Source organism: Undibacterium sp. WLX3042 (assembly GCF_049544825.1).
Classification (GTDB): Bacteria; Pseudomonadota; Gammaproteobacteria; order Burkholderiales; family Burkholderiaceae_D; genus Undibacterium.
The window spans coordinates 2,707,774-2,725,880 of record NZ_CP186698.1 but is presented as its reverse complement, the minus strand read 5'-3'; the positions used below and the strand labels follow the sequence as shown (position 1 = coordinate 2,725,880).

Annotated in this window: 17 protein-coding genes; 12 read left to right on the top strand and 5 right to left on the bottom strand. The window is 51.2% G+C overall.

The features are described 5' to 3' along the window. From kdsA to ACPAOP_RS12295, 5 genes are all read left to right on the top strand, one after another. Positions 1 to 855 (top strand): 3-deoxy-8-phosphooctulonate synthase, encoded by an 855-nt coding sequence (gene kdsA, locus ACPAOP_RS12315; protein WP_423681556.1) that lies wholly within the window; start codon positions 1 to 3, stop codon positions 853 to 855. A gap of 197 nt (positions 856 to 1,052) precedes the next feature. After that, positions 1,053 to 2,336 carry a phosphopyruvate hydratase gene (gene eno / locus ACPAOP_RS12310; protein ID WP_423681557.1) on the top strand — a complete coding sequence of 428 codons (1,284 nt, stop codon included), beginning with the start codon at positions 1,053 to 1,055 and terminating at the stop codon, positions 2,334 to 2,336. Positions 2,337 to 2,407: 71 nt separating this feature from the next. Next, on the top strand, positions 2,408 to 2,749 hold the full coding sequence (gene ftsB / locus ACPAOP_RS12305; protein WP_423681558.1) for a cell division protein FtsB: 342 nt from the start codon (positions 2,408 to 2,410) through the stop codon (positions 2,747 to 2,749). A 231-nt stretch (positions 2,750 to 2,980) separates the two neighbouring features. Then, positions 2,981 to 4,507 (top strand): 3-hydroxyacyl-CoA dehydrogenase, encoded by a 1,527-nt coding sequence (locus tag ACPAOP_RS12300; protein ID WP_423708219.1) that lies wholly within the window; start codon positions 2,981 to 2,983, stop codon positions 4,505 to 4,507. Between the two features lie 204 nt (positions 4,508 to 4,711). Continuing rightward, positions 4,712 to 5,887 (top strand): acyl-CoA dehydrogenase, encoded by a 1,176-nt coding sequence (locus ACPAOP_RS12295; RefSeq protein ID WP_423708218.1) that lies wholly within the window; start codon positions 4,712 to 4,714, stop codon positions 5,885 to 5,887. Positions 5,888 to 6,256: 369 nt separating this feature from the next. On the opposite strand, the gene hslO is transcribed toward ACPAOP_RS12295, so the two are convergent. Further along, positions 6,257 to 7,183 carry an Hsp33 family molecular chaperone HslO gene (gene hslO / locus ACPAOP_RS12290; protein WP_423708217.1) on the bottom strand — a complete coding sequence of 309 codons (927 nt, stop codon included), beginning with the start codon at positions 7,181 to 7,183 and terminating at the stop codon, positions 6,257 to 6,259. Between the two features lie 92 nt (positions 7,184 to 7,275). Continuing rightward, positions 7,276 to 7,800 (bottom strand): gamma carbonic anhydrase family protein, encoded by a 525-nt coding sequence (locus ACPAOP_RS12285; protein ID WP_423708216.1) that lies wholly within the window; start codon positions 7,798 to 7,800, stop codon positions 7,276 to 7,278. Positions 7,801 to 8,112: 312 nt separating this feature from the next. Between ACPAOP_RS12285 and ACPAOP_RS12280 the strand changes: the two genes are divergently transcribed. Continuing rightward, positions 8,113 to 8,901, top strand: coding sequence for a ferritin-like domain-containing protein (locus tag ACPAOP_RS12280; protein WP_423710014.1), 789 nt, complete (start codon positions 8,113 to 8,115; stop codon positions 8,899 to 8,901). Between the two features lie 191 nt (positions 8,902 to 9,092). Here the strand turns inward: ACPAOP_RS12280 and ACPAOP_RS12275 are convergent, their stop codons facing one another. Beyond that, a complete protein-coding gene (locus ACPAOP_RS12275) occupies positions 9,093 to 9,713 on the bottom strand; it encodes a GIN domain-containing protein (RefSeq protein WP_423708215.1) in 621 nt (206 codons plus the stop codon). A 446-nt stretch (positions 9,714 to 10,159) separates the two neighbouring features. Here ACPAOP_RS12275 and ACPAOP_RS12270 point away from each other — a divergent pair, with 446 nt between their 5' ends. Together ACPAOP_RS12270 and ACPAOP_RS12265 are read left to right on the top strand one after the other, a co-directional pair. Beyond that, positions 10,160 to 10,672 carry a hypothetical protein gene (locus ACPAOP_RS12270; RefSeq protein WP_423708214.1) on the top strand — a complete coding sequence of 171 codons (513 nt, stop codon included), beginning with the start codon at positions 10,160 to 10,162 and terminating at the stop codon, positions 10,670 to 10,672. A gap of 111 nt (positions 10,673 to 10,783) precedes the next feature. Then, positions 10,784 to 11,170 (top strand): hypothetical protein, encoded by a 387-nt coding sequence (locus ACPAOP_RS12265; RefSeq protein ID WP_423708213.1) that lies wholly within the window; start codon positions 10,784 to 10,786, stop codon positions 11,168 to 11,170. Between the two features lie 106 nt (positions 11,171 to 11,276). Here ACPAOP_RS12265 and ACPAOP_RS12260 read toward each other — a convergent pair whose 3' ends face one another. Beyond that, entirely contained in the window at positions 11,277 to 11,813 is a 537-nt protein-coding gene (locus ACPAOP_RS12260) for a GNAT family N-acetyltransferase (protein ID WP_423708212.1), read from the bottom strand. A gap of 150 nt (positions 11,814 to 11,963) precedes the next feature. Between ACPAOP_RS12260 and ACPAOP_RS12255 the strand changes: the two genes are divergently transcribed. Continuing rightward, positions 11,964 to 12,587 carry a flagella assembly protein FlgT middle domain-containing protein gene (locus ACPAOP_RS12255; RefSeq protein WP_423708211.1) on the top strand — a complete coding sequence of 208 codons (624 nt, stop codon included), beginning with the start codon at positions 11,964 to 11,966 and terminating at the stop codon, positions 12,585 to 12,587. A 30-nt stretch (positions 12,588 to 12,617) separates the two neighbouring features. On the opposite strand, the gene ACPAOP_RS12250 is transcribed toward ACPAOP_RS12255, so the two are convergent. Continuing rightward, the gene (locus tag ACPAOP_RS12250; RefSeq protein WP_423708210.1) at positions 12,618 to 14,321 is read right to left on the bottom strand and encodes an acyl-CoA synthetase; all 1,704 of its coding nucleotides are present in this window, start codon (positions 14,319 to 14,321) and stop codon (positions 12,618 to 12,620) included. 137 nt (positions 14,322 to 14,458) lie between these two features. Between ACPAOP_RS12250 and ACPAOP_RS12245 the strand changes: the two genes are divergently transcribed. The 3 genes from ACPAOP_RS12245 (at position 14,459) to ACPAOP_RS12235 (ending at position 17,939) form a co-directional block, all read left to right on the top strand. Next, positions 14,459 to 15,349, top strand: coding sequence for an alpha/beta fold hydrolase (locus ACPAOP_RS12245; protein WP_423708209.1), 891 nt, complete (start codon positions 14,459 to 14,461; stop codon positions 15,347 to 15,349). Positions 15,350 to 15,436: 87 nt separating this feature from the next. Further along, entirely contained in the window at positions 15,437 to 16,537 is a 1,101-nt protein-coding gene (locus ACPAOP_RS12240) for a patatin-like phospholipase family protein (RefSeq protein WP_423708208.1), read from the top strand. Between the two features lie 160 nt (positions 16,538 to 16,697). Then, on the top strand, positions 16,698 to 17,939 hold the full coding sequence (locus ACPAOP_RS12235; RefSeq protein WP_423708207.1) for a cystathionine gamma-synthase family protein: 1,242 nt from the start codon (positions 16,698 to 16,700) through the stop codon (positions 17,937 to 17,939). Positions 17,940 to 18,107: the final 168 nt, after the last annotated feature.

Sequence of the window (18,107 nt, the reverse complement as noted above, 5' to 3'; positions counted from 1 at the left end):
ATGAAATTATGCGGATTTGATGTTGGTCTCGACCAGCCGTTCTTCTTAATCGCTGGTCCTTGTGTGATCGAATCTGAGCAAATGGCATTCGATACTGCAGGCCAGTTGAAAGAGATCACGCAGGCATTGGGGATTCCGTTTATCTATAAATCCTCTTTTGACAAGGCGAATCGTTCTTCAGGTACTTCTTTCCGTGGTCTCGGTATGGAGAAAGGTCTGGAGATTCTGGCCGACGTTAAAAAACAGATCGGTGTTCCTGTATTGACGGACATCCATGCGATTGATGAAATCGCGCCAGTTGCGGCGGTGGTCGATGTGCTGCAAACGCCCGCTTTTCTGTGTCGTCAGACTGACTTCATCGAAGCTTGCGGTCGTTCCGGTAAGCCTGTGAATATTAAGAAGGGCCAGTTTCTGGCGCCGCATGATATGGTCAACGTGATTGCCAAAGCGCGTGCGGCAGCGAAAGCGGCTGGCCTGAATGAAGATAATTTCATGGCGTGCGAACGTGGTGCTTCATTCGGCTACAACAATCTGGTGTCAGACATGCGTTCGCTGGCGATTATGCGTGAAACCAATTGTCCGGTCGTATTCGATGCTACGCATTCTGTGCAATTGCCGGGTGGTCAAGGGACAACGTCCGGTGGTCAGCGTGAGTTCGTGCCAGTTCTGGCGCGTGCTGCGGTTGCGGTTGGTGTGGCTGGCTTGTTTATGGAGACACATCCGAATCCAGCAGAGGCAATGTCTGATGGTCCGAATGCCGTGCCTCTGGGACGCATGAAAGAATTATTATCCACGCTGATTGATCTGGATCGTGTGGTTAAAAAGAACGGATTTCTCGAATCCAGCTTCGCATAAATTGGCATGTGCATGACGCGCTGCTGTTGTCAGTTCATGGCAAGCGGCGAATGATAAAGCGATGTGTTCTCCGCGATGTCCGGCTCTGAAATGAGTGGGGCGTCGCGATAGTTTTATCTGCGGCTTGGTTTTCCGCCGAGCACATAGTCAGAACAGGTTTTACTTTATTATCTATATTGATCGTTGAGGAGAATTAAATGAGTGCCATCGTTGATATTATCGGCCGTGAGGTGATTGATTCACGCGGTAACCCGACAGTTGAATGTGATGTTTTGCTGGAATCTGGTGTGATGGGACGTGCTGCCGTTCCATCTGGTGCTTCTACCGGTTCACGTGAAGCAATCGAATTGCGCGATGGCGACAAATCCCGTTATCTGGGTAAAGGCGTGTTGAAAGCCTGCGAAAATATCAATACCGAAATCGCAGAAGCGATCATGGGTCTGGACGCAAATGAGCAAGCTTTCCTTGACCGTACTCTGATTGATCTCGACGGTACAGAAAACAAAGCCCGTCTTGGTGCGAATGCCATCCTGGCCGTATCGATGGCAGTGGCAAAAGCAGCAGCAGAAGAAGCTGGCTTGCCTTTGTATCGTTATTTCGGCGGCTCCGGTGCCATGCAGTTGCCAGTACCGATGATGAACGTCATCAATGGTGGTGCCCATGCAGACAATAATCTGGATATTCAGGAATTCATGATTATCCCTGTTGGCGCACCGACTTTCCGTGAAGCGATTCGCTACGGCGCGGAAGTATTCCACGCTCTGAAAAAAATTCTGCACGACAAAGGTCTGACAACGGCCGTCGGTGACGAAGGTGGTTTTGCGCCTTCCGTTGATAATCACGAGTCTGCGATCAAAATGATTATTCAGGCGATTGAAGCGGCAGGTTACGAGCCAGGTACACAGATCGCTCTGGGTCTGGATTGTGCGGCATCTGAATTCTACAAAGACGGCAAATACCATCTCGAAGGCGAGGGCCTGACGTTGTCTTCTGCTGATTTCACTAATCTGCTGGCGACCTGGGTTGATAAATATCCGATTATCTCTATCGAAGATGCGATGGCAGAAGGCGACTGGGAAGGTTGGGCAATTCTGACTGAAAAACTGGGCAAAAAAGTACAGTTAGTTGGCGACGATTTGTTCGTCACGAACACCAAGATCCTGAAAGAAGGCATACAAAAAAATATCGCCAATTCTATCCTGATCAAAATTAACCAGATTGGTACACTGACTGAAACTTTCGCTGCGATTGAAATGGCGAAACGTGCCGGCTACACTGCGGTGATTTCTCATCGTTCCGGTGAAACAGAAGACAGCACGATTGCGGATATTGCGGTTGGTATGAATGCGTTGCAGATCAAAACCGGCTCCATGTCGCGTTCTGACCGTATGGCAAAATACAACCAGTTACTGCGTATTGAAGAAGATTTGGGTGAAATTGCGAGCTATCCAGGCCGTGATGCATTTTACAATCTGAAGTGATCTGGTAACATGGTGCAAAAAAGGGGAACGCTGTTCCCCTTTTTACTATTTTTATTCTGATGTGAGTCTTTGTGCGACTGATTGCTGTTTCCTTCGTTATTTTGCTGGTGCTGATCCAATATCCTTTATGGTTAGGGAAGGGCGGCTGGTTGCGCGTGTGGGAATTCGAACGTCAGGTCGCTCAGGCGCAAAGTCAGAATGAAAAACTCAAAGAACGTAATGCCAAACTGGAATCGGAAGTTGCCGATCTGAAAACCGGTACCGACTCTGTCGAAGAGCGCGCCCGCTTTGAATTAGGCATGATCAAAAAAGATGAGATTTTTGTCCAGATTCTGGATAAAAATGCGCCTACTCCCGCTTCTGCCCCCACTGCCTCGCCTGCTGAGAAGCAGCAAGCTGTCATCAATCACTGATACTCGGTCGTTATCAGCGATTTAGCGCTGACATAACACGAATGTTGTTGCGGCTCATTGTTTCTGTACTTTCTTCACTCGTTTCTCTATTTTCTCAGCGCGAAGTTGCTGCGTATCGCGTTATCATAAGAAAACAGTTGAAAAATATCCAATAAGGTCGGTCATTCTGTTTGCCCCGATTTGCTCATCGCAGGCGCAGCAAAGCAGTGTGAATCTCATGATGCAGGAGTGATGAATATGATACGAGTGGTTGCTGTCGTCGGTGCTGGTGCGATGGGGCGCGGCATTGCGCAGATCAGTGCTCAGGCCGGCTTGCAGGTCTTGTTATTCGACATGAATGCGGCAGCTGTTGAGGCGGCCCGAACTGACATTTTTGCGCAATGGGATAAGCTGCAGCAAAAAGGCAAAATTACGCAGCATCAATGTGCTGTCGCCAAGTCAAAGCTGCATATCGTCGATGAGCTGCAGGCGCTGGCAGCCAGTGATCTGGTGATTGAAGCGATCGTCGAAAATCTTGACATCAAACGTGACCTGTTCCGCCAGCTCGATCATATCGTCCGCGACGATTGCATACTGGCGACCAATACCTCTTCTCTTTCTGTGACTGCGATTGCTGCTTCCAGCAAACTGCCGCAACGCGTGGCGGGGCTGCATTTTTTTAATCCTGTGCCACTGATGAAAGTGGTCGAAGTCATTGATGGTTTGCTGACCGATGAAACGATCGCGCCACGGCTGATCAGTTTTGTCGGCGAGCTTGGTCATACACCTGTGCGGGCAAAAGATACCCCCGGCTTTATCGTCAACCATGCCGGACGTGCCTATGTAACCGAGGCGTTGCGCTTGCTGCAGGAAAACGTGGCAGACTTTACTCATATCGACCAGATCATGCGCGAAGCGGCCGGATTCAGGCTGGGCCCGTTTGAATTGATGGATCTGACCGGGCTTGACGTCTCGCATCCTGTGATGGAAGCGATCTACCACCAGTATTATGAAGAGCCGCGTTATCGGCCCAGCGTGATTGCGGCGCAACGCGTTCAGGCCGGCATCTTCGGACGCAAGACCGGGCGCGGGTTTTACGCTTACCCGACGGAGCCTGTCGTGCCTCGGCTGACGGATAGCGCAGCCTGGACAGGTAAGGTCTGGCTCAGTCATGAAAACCGGCTGGCACTCGATACCCTGACGGATCTATTCGTGCGTTGCGATGTCGTCATTGATGAGAATGCGATGCCGTTACCACAGTCGATCTGTATCGTCAGTCCTGACGGTGAAGACGTCAGTACCTGTGTTGCACGACTGGGTCTGGATGCCCGCCGCACCTTTGGAATCGATAGCCTGACCGGTGGTCACGGTCACCTGACCCTGATGCTGAATCCGGCATCTGATCATGCGCTGGCACAAGGCCTGGCGCTGACCTTAGGTAAATACGACCAGTCTGTCAGCCTGATACAGGACAGCTATGGCTTTGTCGTACAGCGTATGCTGGCGAGTATCGTCAATGTCGCCTGCGATATTGTGCAGCAGGGCATTTGTACGCCGCAGGATCTCGATAAGGCAGTGGTTGCCGGTCTCGCTTATCCGCTCGGGCCGCTTGCGTGGGGCGACAAACTGGGTGCTTTGCGTATACTATTGATACTGAGAAATTTGTTGAACAGCACAGGTGATCCCCGCTATCGTCCTAGTCCGTGGCTGGTGCGCCGGGCGCAGCTGGGTTTATCGCTGTTGCATGTATCACCGACAGAAGGAATTCCGGTCAGTTAAGTGATTTCCTTGTGATCAATGGCGCATGCAAAACAGTTTTCAAGAGACAAAAATCTGCGTTCAAATCAGGGCATGAACTGAGAACCAGCGATGGTGTATGCAGGCGCAATAGCCTTGCCAGTTGCTTCGGCACTGTGTGTATTGCGTTTGATGCGCTCGCGGGACGCAGATCAATACAATTCAAAAATTATTCAGGAGAATCAGATGGCCAAGGCAGTATTCAGTTGGGAAGACCCTTTGTTGTTGTCTTCGCAGTTAACCGATGAAGAGCGTATGGTGCAGGAAGCGGCACGCGCTTATTGCGAAGAAAAGCTGGCGCCGCGCGTGCTGGAGGCTTTCCGTCACGAACGTACTGACCCGACAATTTTCCGCGAAATGGGCGCGCTTGGTCTGCTTGGTTCCATGATTCCCACCCAATATGGTGGTGCGGGGCTGAATTACGTTTGTTATGGTCTGGTCGCGCGTGAAGTCGAGCGTATCGATTCTGGCTACCGCTCTATGATGAGCGTGCAAAGTTCACTGGTGATGGTGCCTATCAATGAATTCGGCAGCGAAGCCCAGAAACAGAAATATTTGCCAAAACTGGCGTCCGGCGAATACATCGGTTGTTTTGGCCTGACCGAGCCGGATCATGGCTCCGACCCTGGCAGCATGGTCACGCGCGCCAAGACCGTCCCGGGCGGTTATTTGCTGACCGGTGCCAAAATGTGGATTACGAATAGCCCGATTGCCGATATTTTTGTGGTCTGGGCAAAAACAGATGATGGCCGCATCCGTGGTTTTATTCTGGAAAAAGGCTGGGCTGGTCTGACCGCACCGGCAATTCATGGCAAGGTAGGTTTACGTGCTTCGATCACCGGTGAAATCGTGATGGATGAAGTTTTTGTTCCAGAAGAAAACCTGTTGCCGCATGTCGAAGGCTTGAAAGGGCCATTCACCTGTCTGAATTCAGCGCGTTACGGTATCGCCTGGGGTGCGCTGGGTGCGGCTGAATTTTGCTGGCATACGGCACGTCAGTACACACTCGATCGCTTACAATTCGGTCGCCCGCTGGCGGCAAATCAGCTCGTGCAGAAAAAACTGGCGGATATGCAGACCGAAATCACACTCGCGCTGCAAGGCTGCCTGCGCCTCGGACGTATGAAAGACGAAGGCACTGCCGCCGTTGAAATCACCTCGATCATGAAGCGTAATTCGTGTGGCAAATCGCTGGAAATCGCCCGCACTGCACGCGATATGCTGGGCGGGAACGGTATTTCAGATGAATACGGCATTGCACGCCATCTGGTGAATCTGGAAGTCGTGAATACCTACGAAGGTACACATGATATTCACGCCCTGATTCTGGGGCGCGCACAAACCGGCATCGCCGCCTTCTGATTGCATCGACAATCAAAAAAAACCGCAGTGTTCGCTGCGGTTTTTTTTATTTCCGGATACCGCCGGCAACTGCATCACATCGCCCGGGTGTGGCACGCACATCTGCCTTCCAGATTCAAAAAAATAGTAATTTCAGGGGAGTATATTGAGTTTTACGCTTATTCCCATCGTCAATACTGGACTTTAAAATATACCCCGGGGAGTATATTTACCCTGTTTTTATCTGTTTTTGCCTGCCTGTGGCGAGCTGTGAGTAAAGCTGGCATCAGTGAACTGCGAGCTTTTGACCGATCGTGCCAAAGAAAAAATGCTGGTGAAATAAAAAAAGCTGCCAAAGTGTGGCAGCCTTCTTTGAAAAAGTACGGCAGATCAGTGCTTGCTGTCGCCAGCTGGCAGGACGCCTTCTGCCAGTGTTTTGGCGACGAATAACTGGGCGCAATCTACCGGGTCGAAGCTGTAATGTTTGCCGCAAAAATCGCAGTTGATATCGAGTTTGCCGAATTCTGCAATCGCGCTTTCGACTTCATCTATCCCCAGCATTTTCAGCATGTCGCCGACTTTTTCGCGGGTGCAGCTGCAATGAAAACTTGGGTGCAGCGGGTCGAATACGCGCAGCGTCTGTTCCCAGAATAAGCGATGCATCAGCGTGGCGATATCGTGATTCAGCATTTCGTCTTTTTTCAGGGTGTCGCCCAGCATCACCGCATGGTTCCATGCTTCGGCTTCGTCTTCTACCTGCGCTTCGTTGCCGCCGACTTTAGGTAACTTTTGCAGCAACATGCCGCGTGTTACTTTATCGTTCGCAGCCAGCCAGAGTTTGGTGTCGAGCTGTTCTGAACGCTGCATATAATTTTCAATAACCGTCGCAATGCTGTCGCCATCCAACGGAACGATGCCCTGATACGCTTGTTGCCCCGGCAGCTTGTCATTCGGGTCGAGTGTAATCACAAAGCGTCCGTGTCCGTGTGCATGCACCAGATCTTTCAGGGTTTCATGGTCTTCAATCACGGCATCGTCGGCTAGTTTTGCGGTGGCACGCAGACGCAGTTCTGAGTCGCATTCAACCACCATCAGTTTGACCGGGCCATCACCGTGAATCTGCATGATCATCGTACCATTGAACTTCAGATTGGCAGAGAGCAGGGCAGCGGCGGCCATCAGTTCGCCCAGCATGGTTTGCACTGCTGGCGGATAGGTTTGGTGCGACTGCATTTGTTGCCAGGCGCTTTCCATTTCGACCAGCTCGCCGCGTACGCCAGCGTGTTCGAACATAAATTTTTGTAGGGTGTCTGTCATGGTGATTCTGTTTTTCTGATGCCGGTAAAAATTTTTAGGATGCCGCTAATACAAGCCAGCGTCCTGTCATTTTTAATCAAGATTAATCAATACTAATCAATACGTTTGAGTTGGGTTTTATACGCCTGACCACGGCTGGCATAGTTTTCAGCGTTGTAGCGCATGCCCAGAATGTCTTGTTCTGTCAGTTGGCGCACAGCTTTGGCCGGGGTGCCGATAATCAGCGAATTATCGGGAAATTTTTTGCCTTCGGTCACCAGCGCACCGGCACCGACCAGACAATTTTTACCGATTTTCGCACCGTTCAATATCACGGCCTGTATGCCGACCAGTGAGCCGTCGCCGATGGTGCAGCCATGCAGCATCGCCTGATGGCCTATGGTCACGTTTTTACCCACAATCAGTGGATAGCCTGGGTCGGTATGCAGGATGCAGCCCTCCTGCACATTGCTTTTTTCGCTGATCGTGATCAGTTCATTGTCGCCACGTATCGTGACATCAAACCAGATGCTGGCTTGCGCTTCGATTTTCACTTTACCGATGATTTTTGCGGTATCAGTAATGTAAGCAGAGGCATCGATTTCCGGCGCGATATCGCCTAATTGGTAGATGGGCATGATAATTCCGTAAAATAGCGGCTGATAAAACTTTGTTTGCGGTCGCTCACACAGTCAAGCGCTGAAGTGTGTAACGATAGTAACAAAGACTGCGTTCTGAACTGGTATCGATGCAGCATCGCTGAGACATTGCTGAAGCGTTGATACAGTATCGACGTATATTTAGCCCGTTATTTTAACGCTCCGCGCCCGATGATGCCGGAGTTATTAGGATTGCGCAATTTGCTCCGGCGAGGAACCATAAAACCGCTGTGGCGGCTTTGCGCCAGTCCTGTCATCAAGAAGAAGAGTATTTTGCAAACACATTCACCTATGGAATTACGCGCTGCGGCGCTGTCCGCTCTGCTGTCCAGCGACACCGGCGTTAAATGCGCGATCCTGCGGGCGATACCAGATGACGTGCCCATCGATACACAACAGCAGTTTGCGATTCCCGACGGCATCCCCGGGCGTCCTGCAAAGCCTGAGCTGATTCCGCCTGGCCAGGTCGGGCGCAGAGCTATGCAGACGCTGGAGGGCAGACGCATACTGATCCACGCACTCGCCCATATCGAGATGAATGCGATTAATCTGGCGGCAGATATTCTGTGGCGTTTTGCCGGAATGCCGGAGCAGTTTTATCGCGACTGGCTGAAAGTGGCGAAAGAAGAGGCATATCACTTTCAGTTGCTGGAAGCGCATTTGCAGGCGATGGATAGTTATTACGGTGCGTATCCTGCTCACAATAGTTTGTGGGAAATGGCAGAAAAAACCCGCGACGATTTGCTGGCAAGGCTGGCGCTGGTGCCGCGCACACTGGAAGCTCGTGGGTTGGATGTGACGCCTGGTCTCGCGGCAAAATTGATGCAGGCAGGCGATAAGGCTGCTGCCGATATTCTGACGATTATTTATCGCGATGAAATCGGCCATGTCGCGATTGGCAATGCCTGGTATAAGCGCTTGTGTGATGAGCAGGGGCTGGATGTGATCGCGACCTATGCGCGCCTGGCGGAGCAATACGCAGCACCGAAATTACGCGGGCCTTTCAATCTGGAAGCCAGACGCAGTGCCGGTTTCAATGAAGATGAGCTGAATGAGTTGACTGCATTGCATCAGGCGTAATCTGCGTTTCTGGGCTAGATTTGCCAGTTGTCGTTTAAACGGTATTAACACAAAAAATCCCCGGAAGGCAGCCTTCCGGGGTAAAACCCTCCTGCTATTACTCTTGCTCGCGGCGCATAAGGGATAAACCGCCGCGTGTATTTGCTCTGCATTTAATCTGTAATCAGCGTGCCATTGCGCTCGATCTACACTCAGTCGCCCGCCTTGATGCTGCCTATGCCTTCGACCGATTTACTCAGGCTGCGCGGATTGCCGTAATACGTCAGACTGCCTATGCCCTGCACCGAAGCATTCAGTCTGTCACGCGCATACACAGAAACGGCACCCACGCCTTCGATGTTGGCATCAACACGCTCGGCCAGTAATTCCTTCGTATCGACTAAACCGATACCACGTGCCGCGAGATGCAGTGAGCGGGTTTTGCCACTCGCCACCAGCTTGCCTGCACCCTCATAAGAAATAGAAAAATCATTGGCATTGATATTTTTCAGGCGCGTCACACCCGCACCTTCCATTTTGAAACTGTTTAATTCCGGCACCGTGATGATGACTTGCGCATCATCAGCAATGCGCACCGAATTTTTTTCTTTATACGAAATCAGCAGTTCATTGCCGAATACTTCCGTCACGACCTTGCCGGTAAATTTGTCATTGCCACGGATAGTGATGGACTGCGCTTTGCCAACTTCGACCGTGACATTAAACGCACTGCGGCTGCGGATGGTATTGAAGGCAGGCACATCGCGGCTGACATCCTCTGCCGATGCGATGCTAGAGATAAACAGTAAAGGCAAAATCAACATATAGCGCATGAGGCTCTCCGGTAAAGTTGAAACGGTGGTAATCCAGTAGGAATCTTTGCATCAACGATGCGTGATCGCTGAGTGATGGGGCAGAGTATGAGCCGCGAAAAATGGAACGCCCAGCGATTTGCGATGGAATGCAAAATCCGTGGTTTGGGCTGCGTAATCAACGACCCGCGCGGAAAGGGATTGTGATGAACGTTTCGCTTTCTGTTGTTTGAATACGCGAAAAATGATATGTGTTGATAGTTCAAGCGTCGTCGAAATCAACGTGATTTTGGCTATGCTGGTGAAGTAATGTTTTTGTTCGATTGGTTAATCGGGCTCTATATTCAGTAGAAATAAATGCAACAAGCCAGCATGCGTCTTTCAAGGCATTTGACGGAAATTGTCTTTTTTGACATTCCGAGTTAATCTTCATTTTTGTTAAATTAAATAAAAGTTAGAGCTAAAAGATGTCCACTTTGAAAGATCACTATATTCGTGCGCTTGAGTACGCAGAATCTCGGAGTTCCTTCACACTCGGGGAACTTGCGACGTCAATTGAGCTAACTCCTGAACAGAAAGCACAACTAGCCCTTCAAATTCATCATAAGCAAATTTTCAACCACCACGCCAGCCACTACATAAACGATTATGAGAAGCAAGCCATTGATCTTCACTTTTCCGTCGAAGATAAATTTCGGCTACTCAATTACGCTGCTCTTCAAGAAGCAAGAGAATCATCTAGGTCAGCCACTTGGTTTGCAATTTCCGCACTAGCCGTCTCAATCATTTCACTCATCATCAGTGCGTACCTGTCCTACATGCAACTAAACTCGCCAATTAACATCCCATTAGAATTCGTAGAGAAAATTGACCGCCTATCCAAAGGGCAAGCAGAAACAAACAAAGCTATTTTTGAGCTATCGCGAGGTTTCTCACCCGAACGAGAACAGAAAGAAAAGAATGTGTTACCCGCAAAGTAGCACTAACTCAGCAGTCGAGAGGGACGGTCAACAAGCTGCGCTTGTTAGTGCTCGGCACTTCGCGCTCCGGCTACCCCTAACTTTCACGTTAGTTAATTGAAGAGGCAGCATTTGATCGACTACATTTATCAGAATACTCCTGGGAATGACTCATGGGAGGGAACCTTCTACGAACGTCTAGTTGAATATGCGTACTGGGATACTCAGGAGTTTTGGCGGATCCACAGTGCGCTCCTTGACGCGGCCGTACTATCCGCACGATCTGAGAAAATTGATCGGCACTTGGCTGAATGCGTGATCCGGATCTACTCACGCGTACGCGGATTGGTCAGCGCGCACTTCAACGCGAATGACTTTTTCAAGATCCAGAATTTGAATGATGTCGAAATTCACGAGTTTTGCGAACGTTTGGATCTAGCGGTTATCGGTGTGTTCTCCGGCGAAGTGCTCCCTGAAAGTTCCTTTGACCTACAAAACCCAATGATCGAAAATGGCTAACCCTGCTGTCAACCCGACAGCCTTCACGCTGTGAGTTCCGGCAGCCAGTTACTTCCAACGTCAGGCTCATCCGCACCACACGCAAACCAATCATCATCTTAAGTGCTCAGATAATCGGAAACTCGCTCGCATGTTTTTCGTAATGCAGCAAATCCATCCAGACGCCGTGACGCAACACGGCTTGCCGCGAGTGGCCGTATTGTTGGAATCCGCACTTACGCATCACGGCCTGTGAGGGCAGATTATCGGCAATCACCACGGCTTCGATGCGCCAGAGATTGAGTGAGCGGAACGCTTCTTCGACCACATGATTGACCGCCTGACTAGCGTAGCCTTTGCCGCCATGCTGTGCACTGAAGCGATAGCCGAGCGAGGCTTTGAAATAGTGTTCGCGTTCTGCGCCGCGCAGAGTCACGCGGCCGACGATGGCATCATTGACCCAGGCCAGATAGTGATATTCCTTTTGTGCATTTCTTGCCCATTGTGCTTGCTCCAGACTGTTGCGAACGGCTGCGGCATTATAAAAAGCGTCGCCGCGGCTGGCGATCCATTGTTCAAAATGCGTGCGGTTGTCGATTTCAAAGGCGAGCAGGGCATCGGTGTCCTCTGGCATGGCGAGTGTGATGCGTAAGTGGTGGTCCATGTGCGTGTCTGATCGGGGTGTAATCGATGTATTAGCGGTGTTTAAGATCAAATGTAAACGTGCCATCTGTTGCTGTTTGCAGTTTATCTGAATCCGGCGGGCTGCTATGATGAAACGGTATTTAAACGGTATTTAACCTGAGAGAAAATCATGCGCGTTCATCGATTGGCGGTCATTTGCTATTTTTTGCTTACTCTCGCCTGTATTACGCCTTTGATCGTGCATGCGCAGACGCCTGAGCTATCGCCGGATGGCGCCCGCAGTATTTTGTTGACGGGGTTTGCGGTGAACAAGCAGGCGCAACTGAAAGACATCGATAATATTGCGCAAGGCTTGCCAAGAGAAATCGGGCATCGGCTTGAAAAGCAGTTATGGAAAGTGAAAACGACGCCGGATTTATTATCGACGGAATGGCGCTTATCTCCGGCGAGCCCGCAACTGCTGGGGCAAATCGCCGGTTTATATGATGTGCGTTATGTGGTGGCGGGTGAGGTCCGCGATGCCGGTATCAGCACGCAGTCGGTATTGTGGGGATTGCGGGAAAAGCAGAGTCGCGTGATTGATGTTGAGATCAGGGTTTATGATGCGCGCGCTGGCAGTTTGCTGGGGCGTTTTGATTTCAGCGGCAAGGCCAGCGGTGATGTGCTGATCGGGGCGGAGCATGTTTTCGCAGGCGAGGCTTTCAGAGCCACACCTTATGGTAAGGCGATTGATGAAGTGATAGAGCAGGCGACGCAGGCACTGAGCGCCACCTTACTGAGTCAGACGCAATAAACCGCTGCTTGTCTGCTGCGCCTTTGCGGCTCAATCGCCGTTTTTATTCGCACGTTCCAGCTCCTGCAAACGTAATACCCGTCTTTGCACTTTACCTGTCGTTGTCATCGGCAGGGCAGCGATAAATTCAATTTCTTTCGGATATTCATACGGCGCCAGTTTGCCGCGTACATGCGCCTGCAATTCCTTGGTCAGCTTGTCATTCGCTTTGATGCCGGGGCTTAATACGACGTAGGCTTTGACCAGGTTGCCGCGCTCTTTGTCTGGCTTGGGTACGACTGCCACGTTGGCAACTGCCGGATGTTTGATCAGGCAGTTTTCTATTTCAGACGGACCGATTCTATAACCGGCGGCTTTAAACATATCGTCGGCGCGCCCCTGATACCAGAGGTACCCATCGTCGTCGCGCAACGCCAGATCGCCGGTGCGGCACCAGTCGCCGGTAAATTTATTACGGGTTGCTTCATCGTTTTTCCAGTAGCCGAGAAAAAACACAGGATCAGGGTGACCATGAATGTCGTAGCGGTTCACGGCCACTTCGCCGGTTTCTCCAGTGCCGACTTCTTTGCCATCGTCATCAATGACCGCGACCCGGTGGCCGGGATACGGGCGGCCCATGCTGCCGGGGCGGGCAGGCCAGTGTTCATGGCTATTGCCGACGATGTAGTTCATCTCAGTCTGACCGAACATTTCATTCGGCGTCACTTTCAATGCTTTTTCACACCAGTGAAACACTGCATCACCAACCGCTTCGCCTGCACTCATAATGGCGCGCAATTTCAGCCTGTATTTGTCGCGCGGCGCAGGAACGGCCTTCATCATCATTTTCAGGGCAGTCGGAAACAAGAAGGTATTGGTGACCTTGTATTTATCGAGCAGGTAAAACGCAGTTTCAGCGGTAAATCTACCCTGATAGCCAACGATAGGTTTGCCAAAATACAGCGCCGGTAACAACGCATCCATCAGGCCGCCGGTCCATGCCCAGTCTGCAGGCGACCAGAAGACATCGTGCTTTTTCGGGAACCAGTTTTGCGAAGCGACGAAACCGCTGAGATTGCCTATCATCGCCGAATGGGGAATCAGCGCGCCTTTCGGTGCCCCGGTAGTGCCGCTGGTGTAAATCAGAATCGCCGGATCAGTCGCCCGTGTTTTTTCGCAAGTGAATTCTGTGGGCATGTTGGCGACATAGGCTTCCCATTCCAGCGGATGAAAATCAGCAGGCGCATCGGGACAATCGACCGTGATCACCGTTTTTAAATGCGGGCAACGGGCTGCAATCTCCAGATAGGCATCCAGTCCACTTGCATCGAGCACCAGTGCAACGGCTTCACTGTGCTGCAAGCGATACTCAAGCGCTTCCGGGCCAAACAAAAAAGACAGCGGCATCGCAATTGCCCCCAGTTGCAGACAGGCCATCAGCGTAACGGCGGTTTCTGGCCGTTGCGGCATGATGCTGGCGACGACATCGCCGCGATCAACACCTTGCAGGCGGAGTAAATTAGCGAGCTGATTTGCCTGTTTTTGCAGTTCGGCATAGGTCAGACGACCACTGATTCCTTCACTGTTTTCGTGAAAAATCGCAATCCGTTTCGGATCATCGGCCCAGCGGTGGCAGCAGACCTCGGCGATATTGAAGTGTTCTGGAACGTTCCAGCGGAAGTCTTGATACAGTTGCGGATAGTGATCTGCGGGTGTTGATTTTTTCTTTGAGGATGTTGTTTTCAGCGGCTTCATTCTGTCTCCGTTATAATTATCGAACGGTCGTTCTATTGTTGTTATTATTTTGACGTCCTACATTTGCATCCTACTGCATATCTCTGTGGCTGAAGATAGATAACGCAGAGTTTCTTGATGAAAAAAATTAATTTGCCATGACAATTGCCCGTAATGCCTCCCGCTCTGAATTCATTCCCATCCGTGGTCTGCAATACCATGTCCGTCACTGGGGCAAAGTAGGTGCGCCAAAAATCTTTATGTTGCATGGCTGGATGGATGTGTCGGCCTCGTTTCAGTTTGTGGTTGATCATTTGCAGCAAGACTGGCATGTGATTGCGCCTGATTTGCGCGGCTTTGGTCTGACGGAAGCGCCGGGCAGCGACACATACTGGTTCCCCGATTATCTGGGCGATCTGGATGCTATTTTGCTGCATTACGCACCGGAAGGCGCAATCAATCTGCTGGGTCACAGTATGGGCGCGAACGTGGTTGGCTTGTATGCCGGTGTGCGCCCTGAGCGCGTGCACCGCTTGGTGAATCTGGAAGGTTTCGGTTTGCCGACAACGTTCCCGGCACAGGCACCGGGGCGTTATGCGAAATGGCTGGATGAATTGCGACAGCCACCGGTATTGCGCACTTATGCATCACAAGCAGAGGTGGCGGCGCGTCTGCAAAAAACCAATCCACGCTTATCGGATGAGCGCGCACACTTTTTATCTGCGTTCTGGTCGAAACAGAATGCCGAGGGGCGCTGGGAAATTCTTGGCGATCCTGCGCATAAACAAACCAGCCCTTTGCTGTTTCAGGTGGACGAGGTGATGGAGTGCTGGAAAAAAATCAGTGCTCCGGTGCTCTGGATGCAGGCCGACGATACCGATGTCTGGCACTGGATGGGGCCAAGAGAGCAGGCGCAGATCGAAATTGATCGGCGCCTGGCGCACATTCCTGATCTGCAAAAAGAAATGATTACCGACGCGGGCCACATGTTGCATCACGATCAGCCTGAATTACTGGCACAATTGATCGAAGCGTTTCTCTTAAAATAAAGCATAGTCCGACGCGTGGCACACAACGTGATCGCGGCGGTCTGCGTATCACTGCTGTGGTAAAAAAAGCGTTGCAAAGGATGTGTTTTGCCGGATCAGAATTTAGTCTCAACTATTGAAGAAAAACCGTTAGCGCGTGAGCCTGACGGTGCGCAGTTTCAGCGTTGTCTGGTCATGGCAGGCGGTGGCTTTCGCTTTGGCTATTATCTCGGCATGTATCGCGCATGTCAGTTGCAAGGGAAAACGCCCGATGTGATCGTCGCCAGTTGCGGTGCGGCGATTGCCGGTGCACTGATTCGCCATCTGCCGGAAGACGAACAACGTCTGGCGTGGATCAGCTCACCGCAGATGCATGCATTCTGGCGCGGCCTGCAAGCGAATCCTGATATCAGTTTATGGCGTGCAATCCGTGCTTTAGCCGGGCGTGCTTTGTTCGCCAATGATGCCAAACGTATTCCTGATTTGTTTCAGGATTATCTGTTCGACATTCCGCCTGATTTACCGCTGCCGCCTGAACGCAGTGATCCTGGCGCGCCTGCGCTGGCGATTGTTGCGGGACGCATGTTATTCGCACAGAACGAAGTAGGCACACTCCGCGGCAAAAAAAAATTATTTGCTGAAACCATTTTTACCGAGCCGCGTGTTGCCGCGATGTTAGCTGGTATGCCATCACCGATTGCCAGCAACGTCCATAAAAACAGTGTGGTTGCCCCGCAGATAGAATTTGAAACGCAGATTGCGGTTGCCGATGCGGTGCGCGCCTCGATTGCGGATATGTATTATTTCCGTTGCCATCAGATCGGTGAGCATTATTATTCGGGCGGTGTGATTGATCTGTTTCCGATAGAAATCGCCCGCCGTCTGGCGAAGGAAGTCATGATGGAACGCAAGGGCTGGTATGGCCGACATATAGAGTTGCCTGCATTGCGCATGGTGTTGGGCATCAACGGCAATCAGCGCCTACAGCACGTCTTACAGCAAGAGGCGGATGTCTGGATCGATACCGTGGATATGGAAACGGCGTTGGTGCAGCATCAGATCAGCAAGCAAATTCAGTGGCTGCGTAATCGTATCGTCTTGCGTGTGCCTGAGCGTTACGATGACTTTGTTGCGATGGTCAGACTGCAATGGGAATACGGTTATCAACGCGCTTTGCAGGCGCTGGCGGGGGACAACATCAGCCGTTGATTTCGCTGTCCGTACGCGTTTTTACCCGGTTTTTTGCCTTCGACCGGGTGAATTCAGGCGGGCGCTGAGCCCGATACATGTTTGGCCACTCGTTCGAATGCCGACATCTGGAGTACACTGACAGTCTTCCTGTAAGCAGCAACTTTGCGTATTTCTGATCATGAACGAAAAAAATTCCTACGGTTTTACTACGACTATTCTGCATAGCGATAGACAAAAAAACATTGAACACGGCTCTGTCCATAAACCTGTCCATACTTCTGTTTTATTTGGTTATAAGGATGCGCGCGATTTAGCTGCCGTCTTTCAGGGCAAACAATCCGGTTATCGTTATGGACGTCAGGGTAATCCCACGGTGTCTGCGCTCGAAGACAAAATTACCAGCATGGAAGCGGGTGTTTCAACGATTACCTTTGCGACTGGCATGGCGGCGATTGGCGCGGTGTTTCAGGCTTTGCTGCGCGCTGGGGATCACATCGTTTCATCGAAATTTTTATTCGGGAACACAAATAGTCTGTGGCAAACAGCGAGTACACAGGGGCTGAATGTCACGATGGTGGATGCGACTTCGGTTGTAAATGTCGAAGCGGCGCTGACGCCAGCGACCCGCATGGTGTTTGTGGAAACCATAGCGAATCCGCGGACGCAGATCGCTGATCTCAAGCGCATTGGCCGCTTATGTCAGGAACGCGGCATTTTATTTGTCGTTGATAACACCATCACCTCGCCGTATTTATTTCAGCCTAAGACCGTGGGCGCCAGTCTGGTCGTCAATTCGCTGACCAAATATATCGCCGGGCATGGCAATGTACTCGGCGGGGCATTGACTGACACTGGCTTATTTGACTGGGCTGCGTATCCGAATATTGCCGATAATTTCCGTAAGCAGGCACCCGCGCAGCAAGGGATGGCGCAGGTGCGCGCTAAAGCTTTGCGTGATTTCGGCGCGACTTTATCGCCGGAAGCCGCCCATCAAATTGCGATTGGCGCTGAAACCATGGCGTTGCGGATGGAGCGCCAGTGCGCGAATGCGATGGCGATTACGACCATGCTGGCAGCAGATTCCCGTGTGGCGGCGGTGCATTATCCGGGGCTGGCATCGCATCCGCAACATGCGCTGGCGAATGAATTGTTCCTTGCTTATGGCGCTTTGTTCAGTTTTGAACTGAAGCCGGAAATCGATTGTTTTGATTACCTGAACCGGATGAAGCTGGCCATCAATGCGACGCACCTCGGCGATACGCGTACGCTGGTGATACCGGTGGCGCACACCATTTTCTTTGAAATGGGCGCTGAACGCCGTGCCGAAATGGGGATAGCTGATTCCCTGATCCGCGTTTCTGTCGGCATCGAAGATACGCAGGATTTGCTGGACGATTTCAGCCAGGCATTAAATGTCTGAGCATCTGCGCTTGCGCTGAGCACTTTCTTGCATAGAAATATGCCCAGAAGGAAAAAATATACTGGGGGGAGTATGTTAAAACATGCCTCTATCCCCATCTAAATATGCAGGGAGTAATTGATTTTGAGTCGATACTCCCTATTTTTTACTCATGTCAGCAGTGTGGCA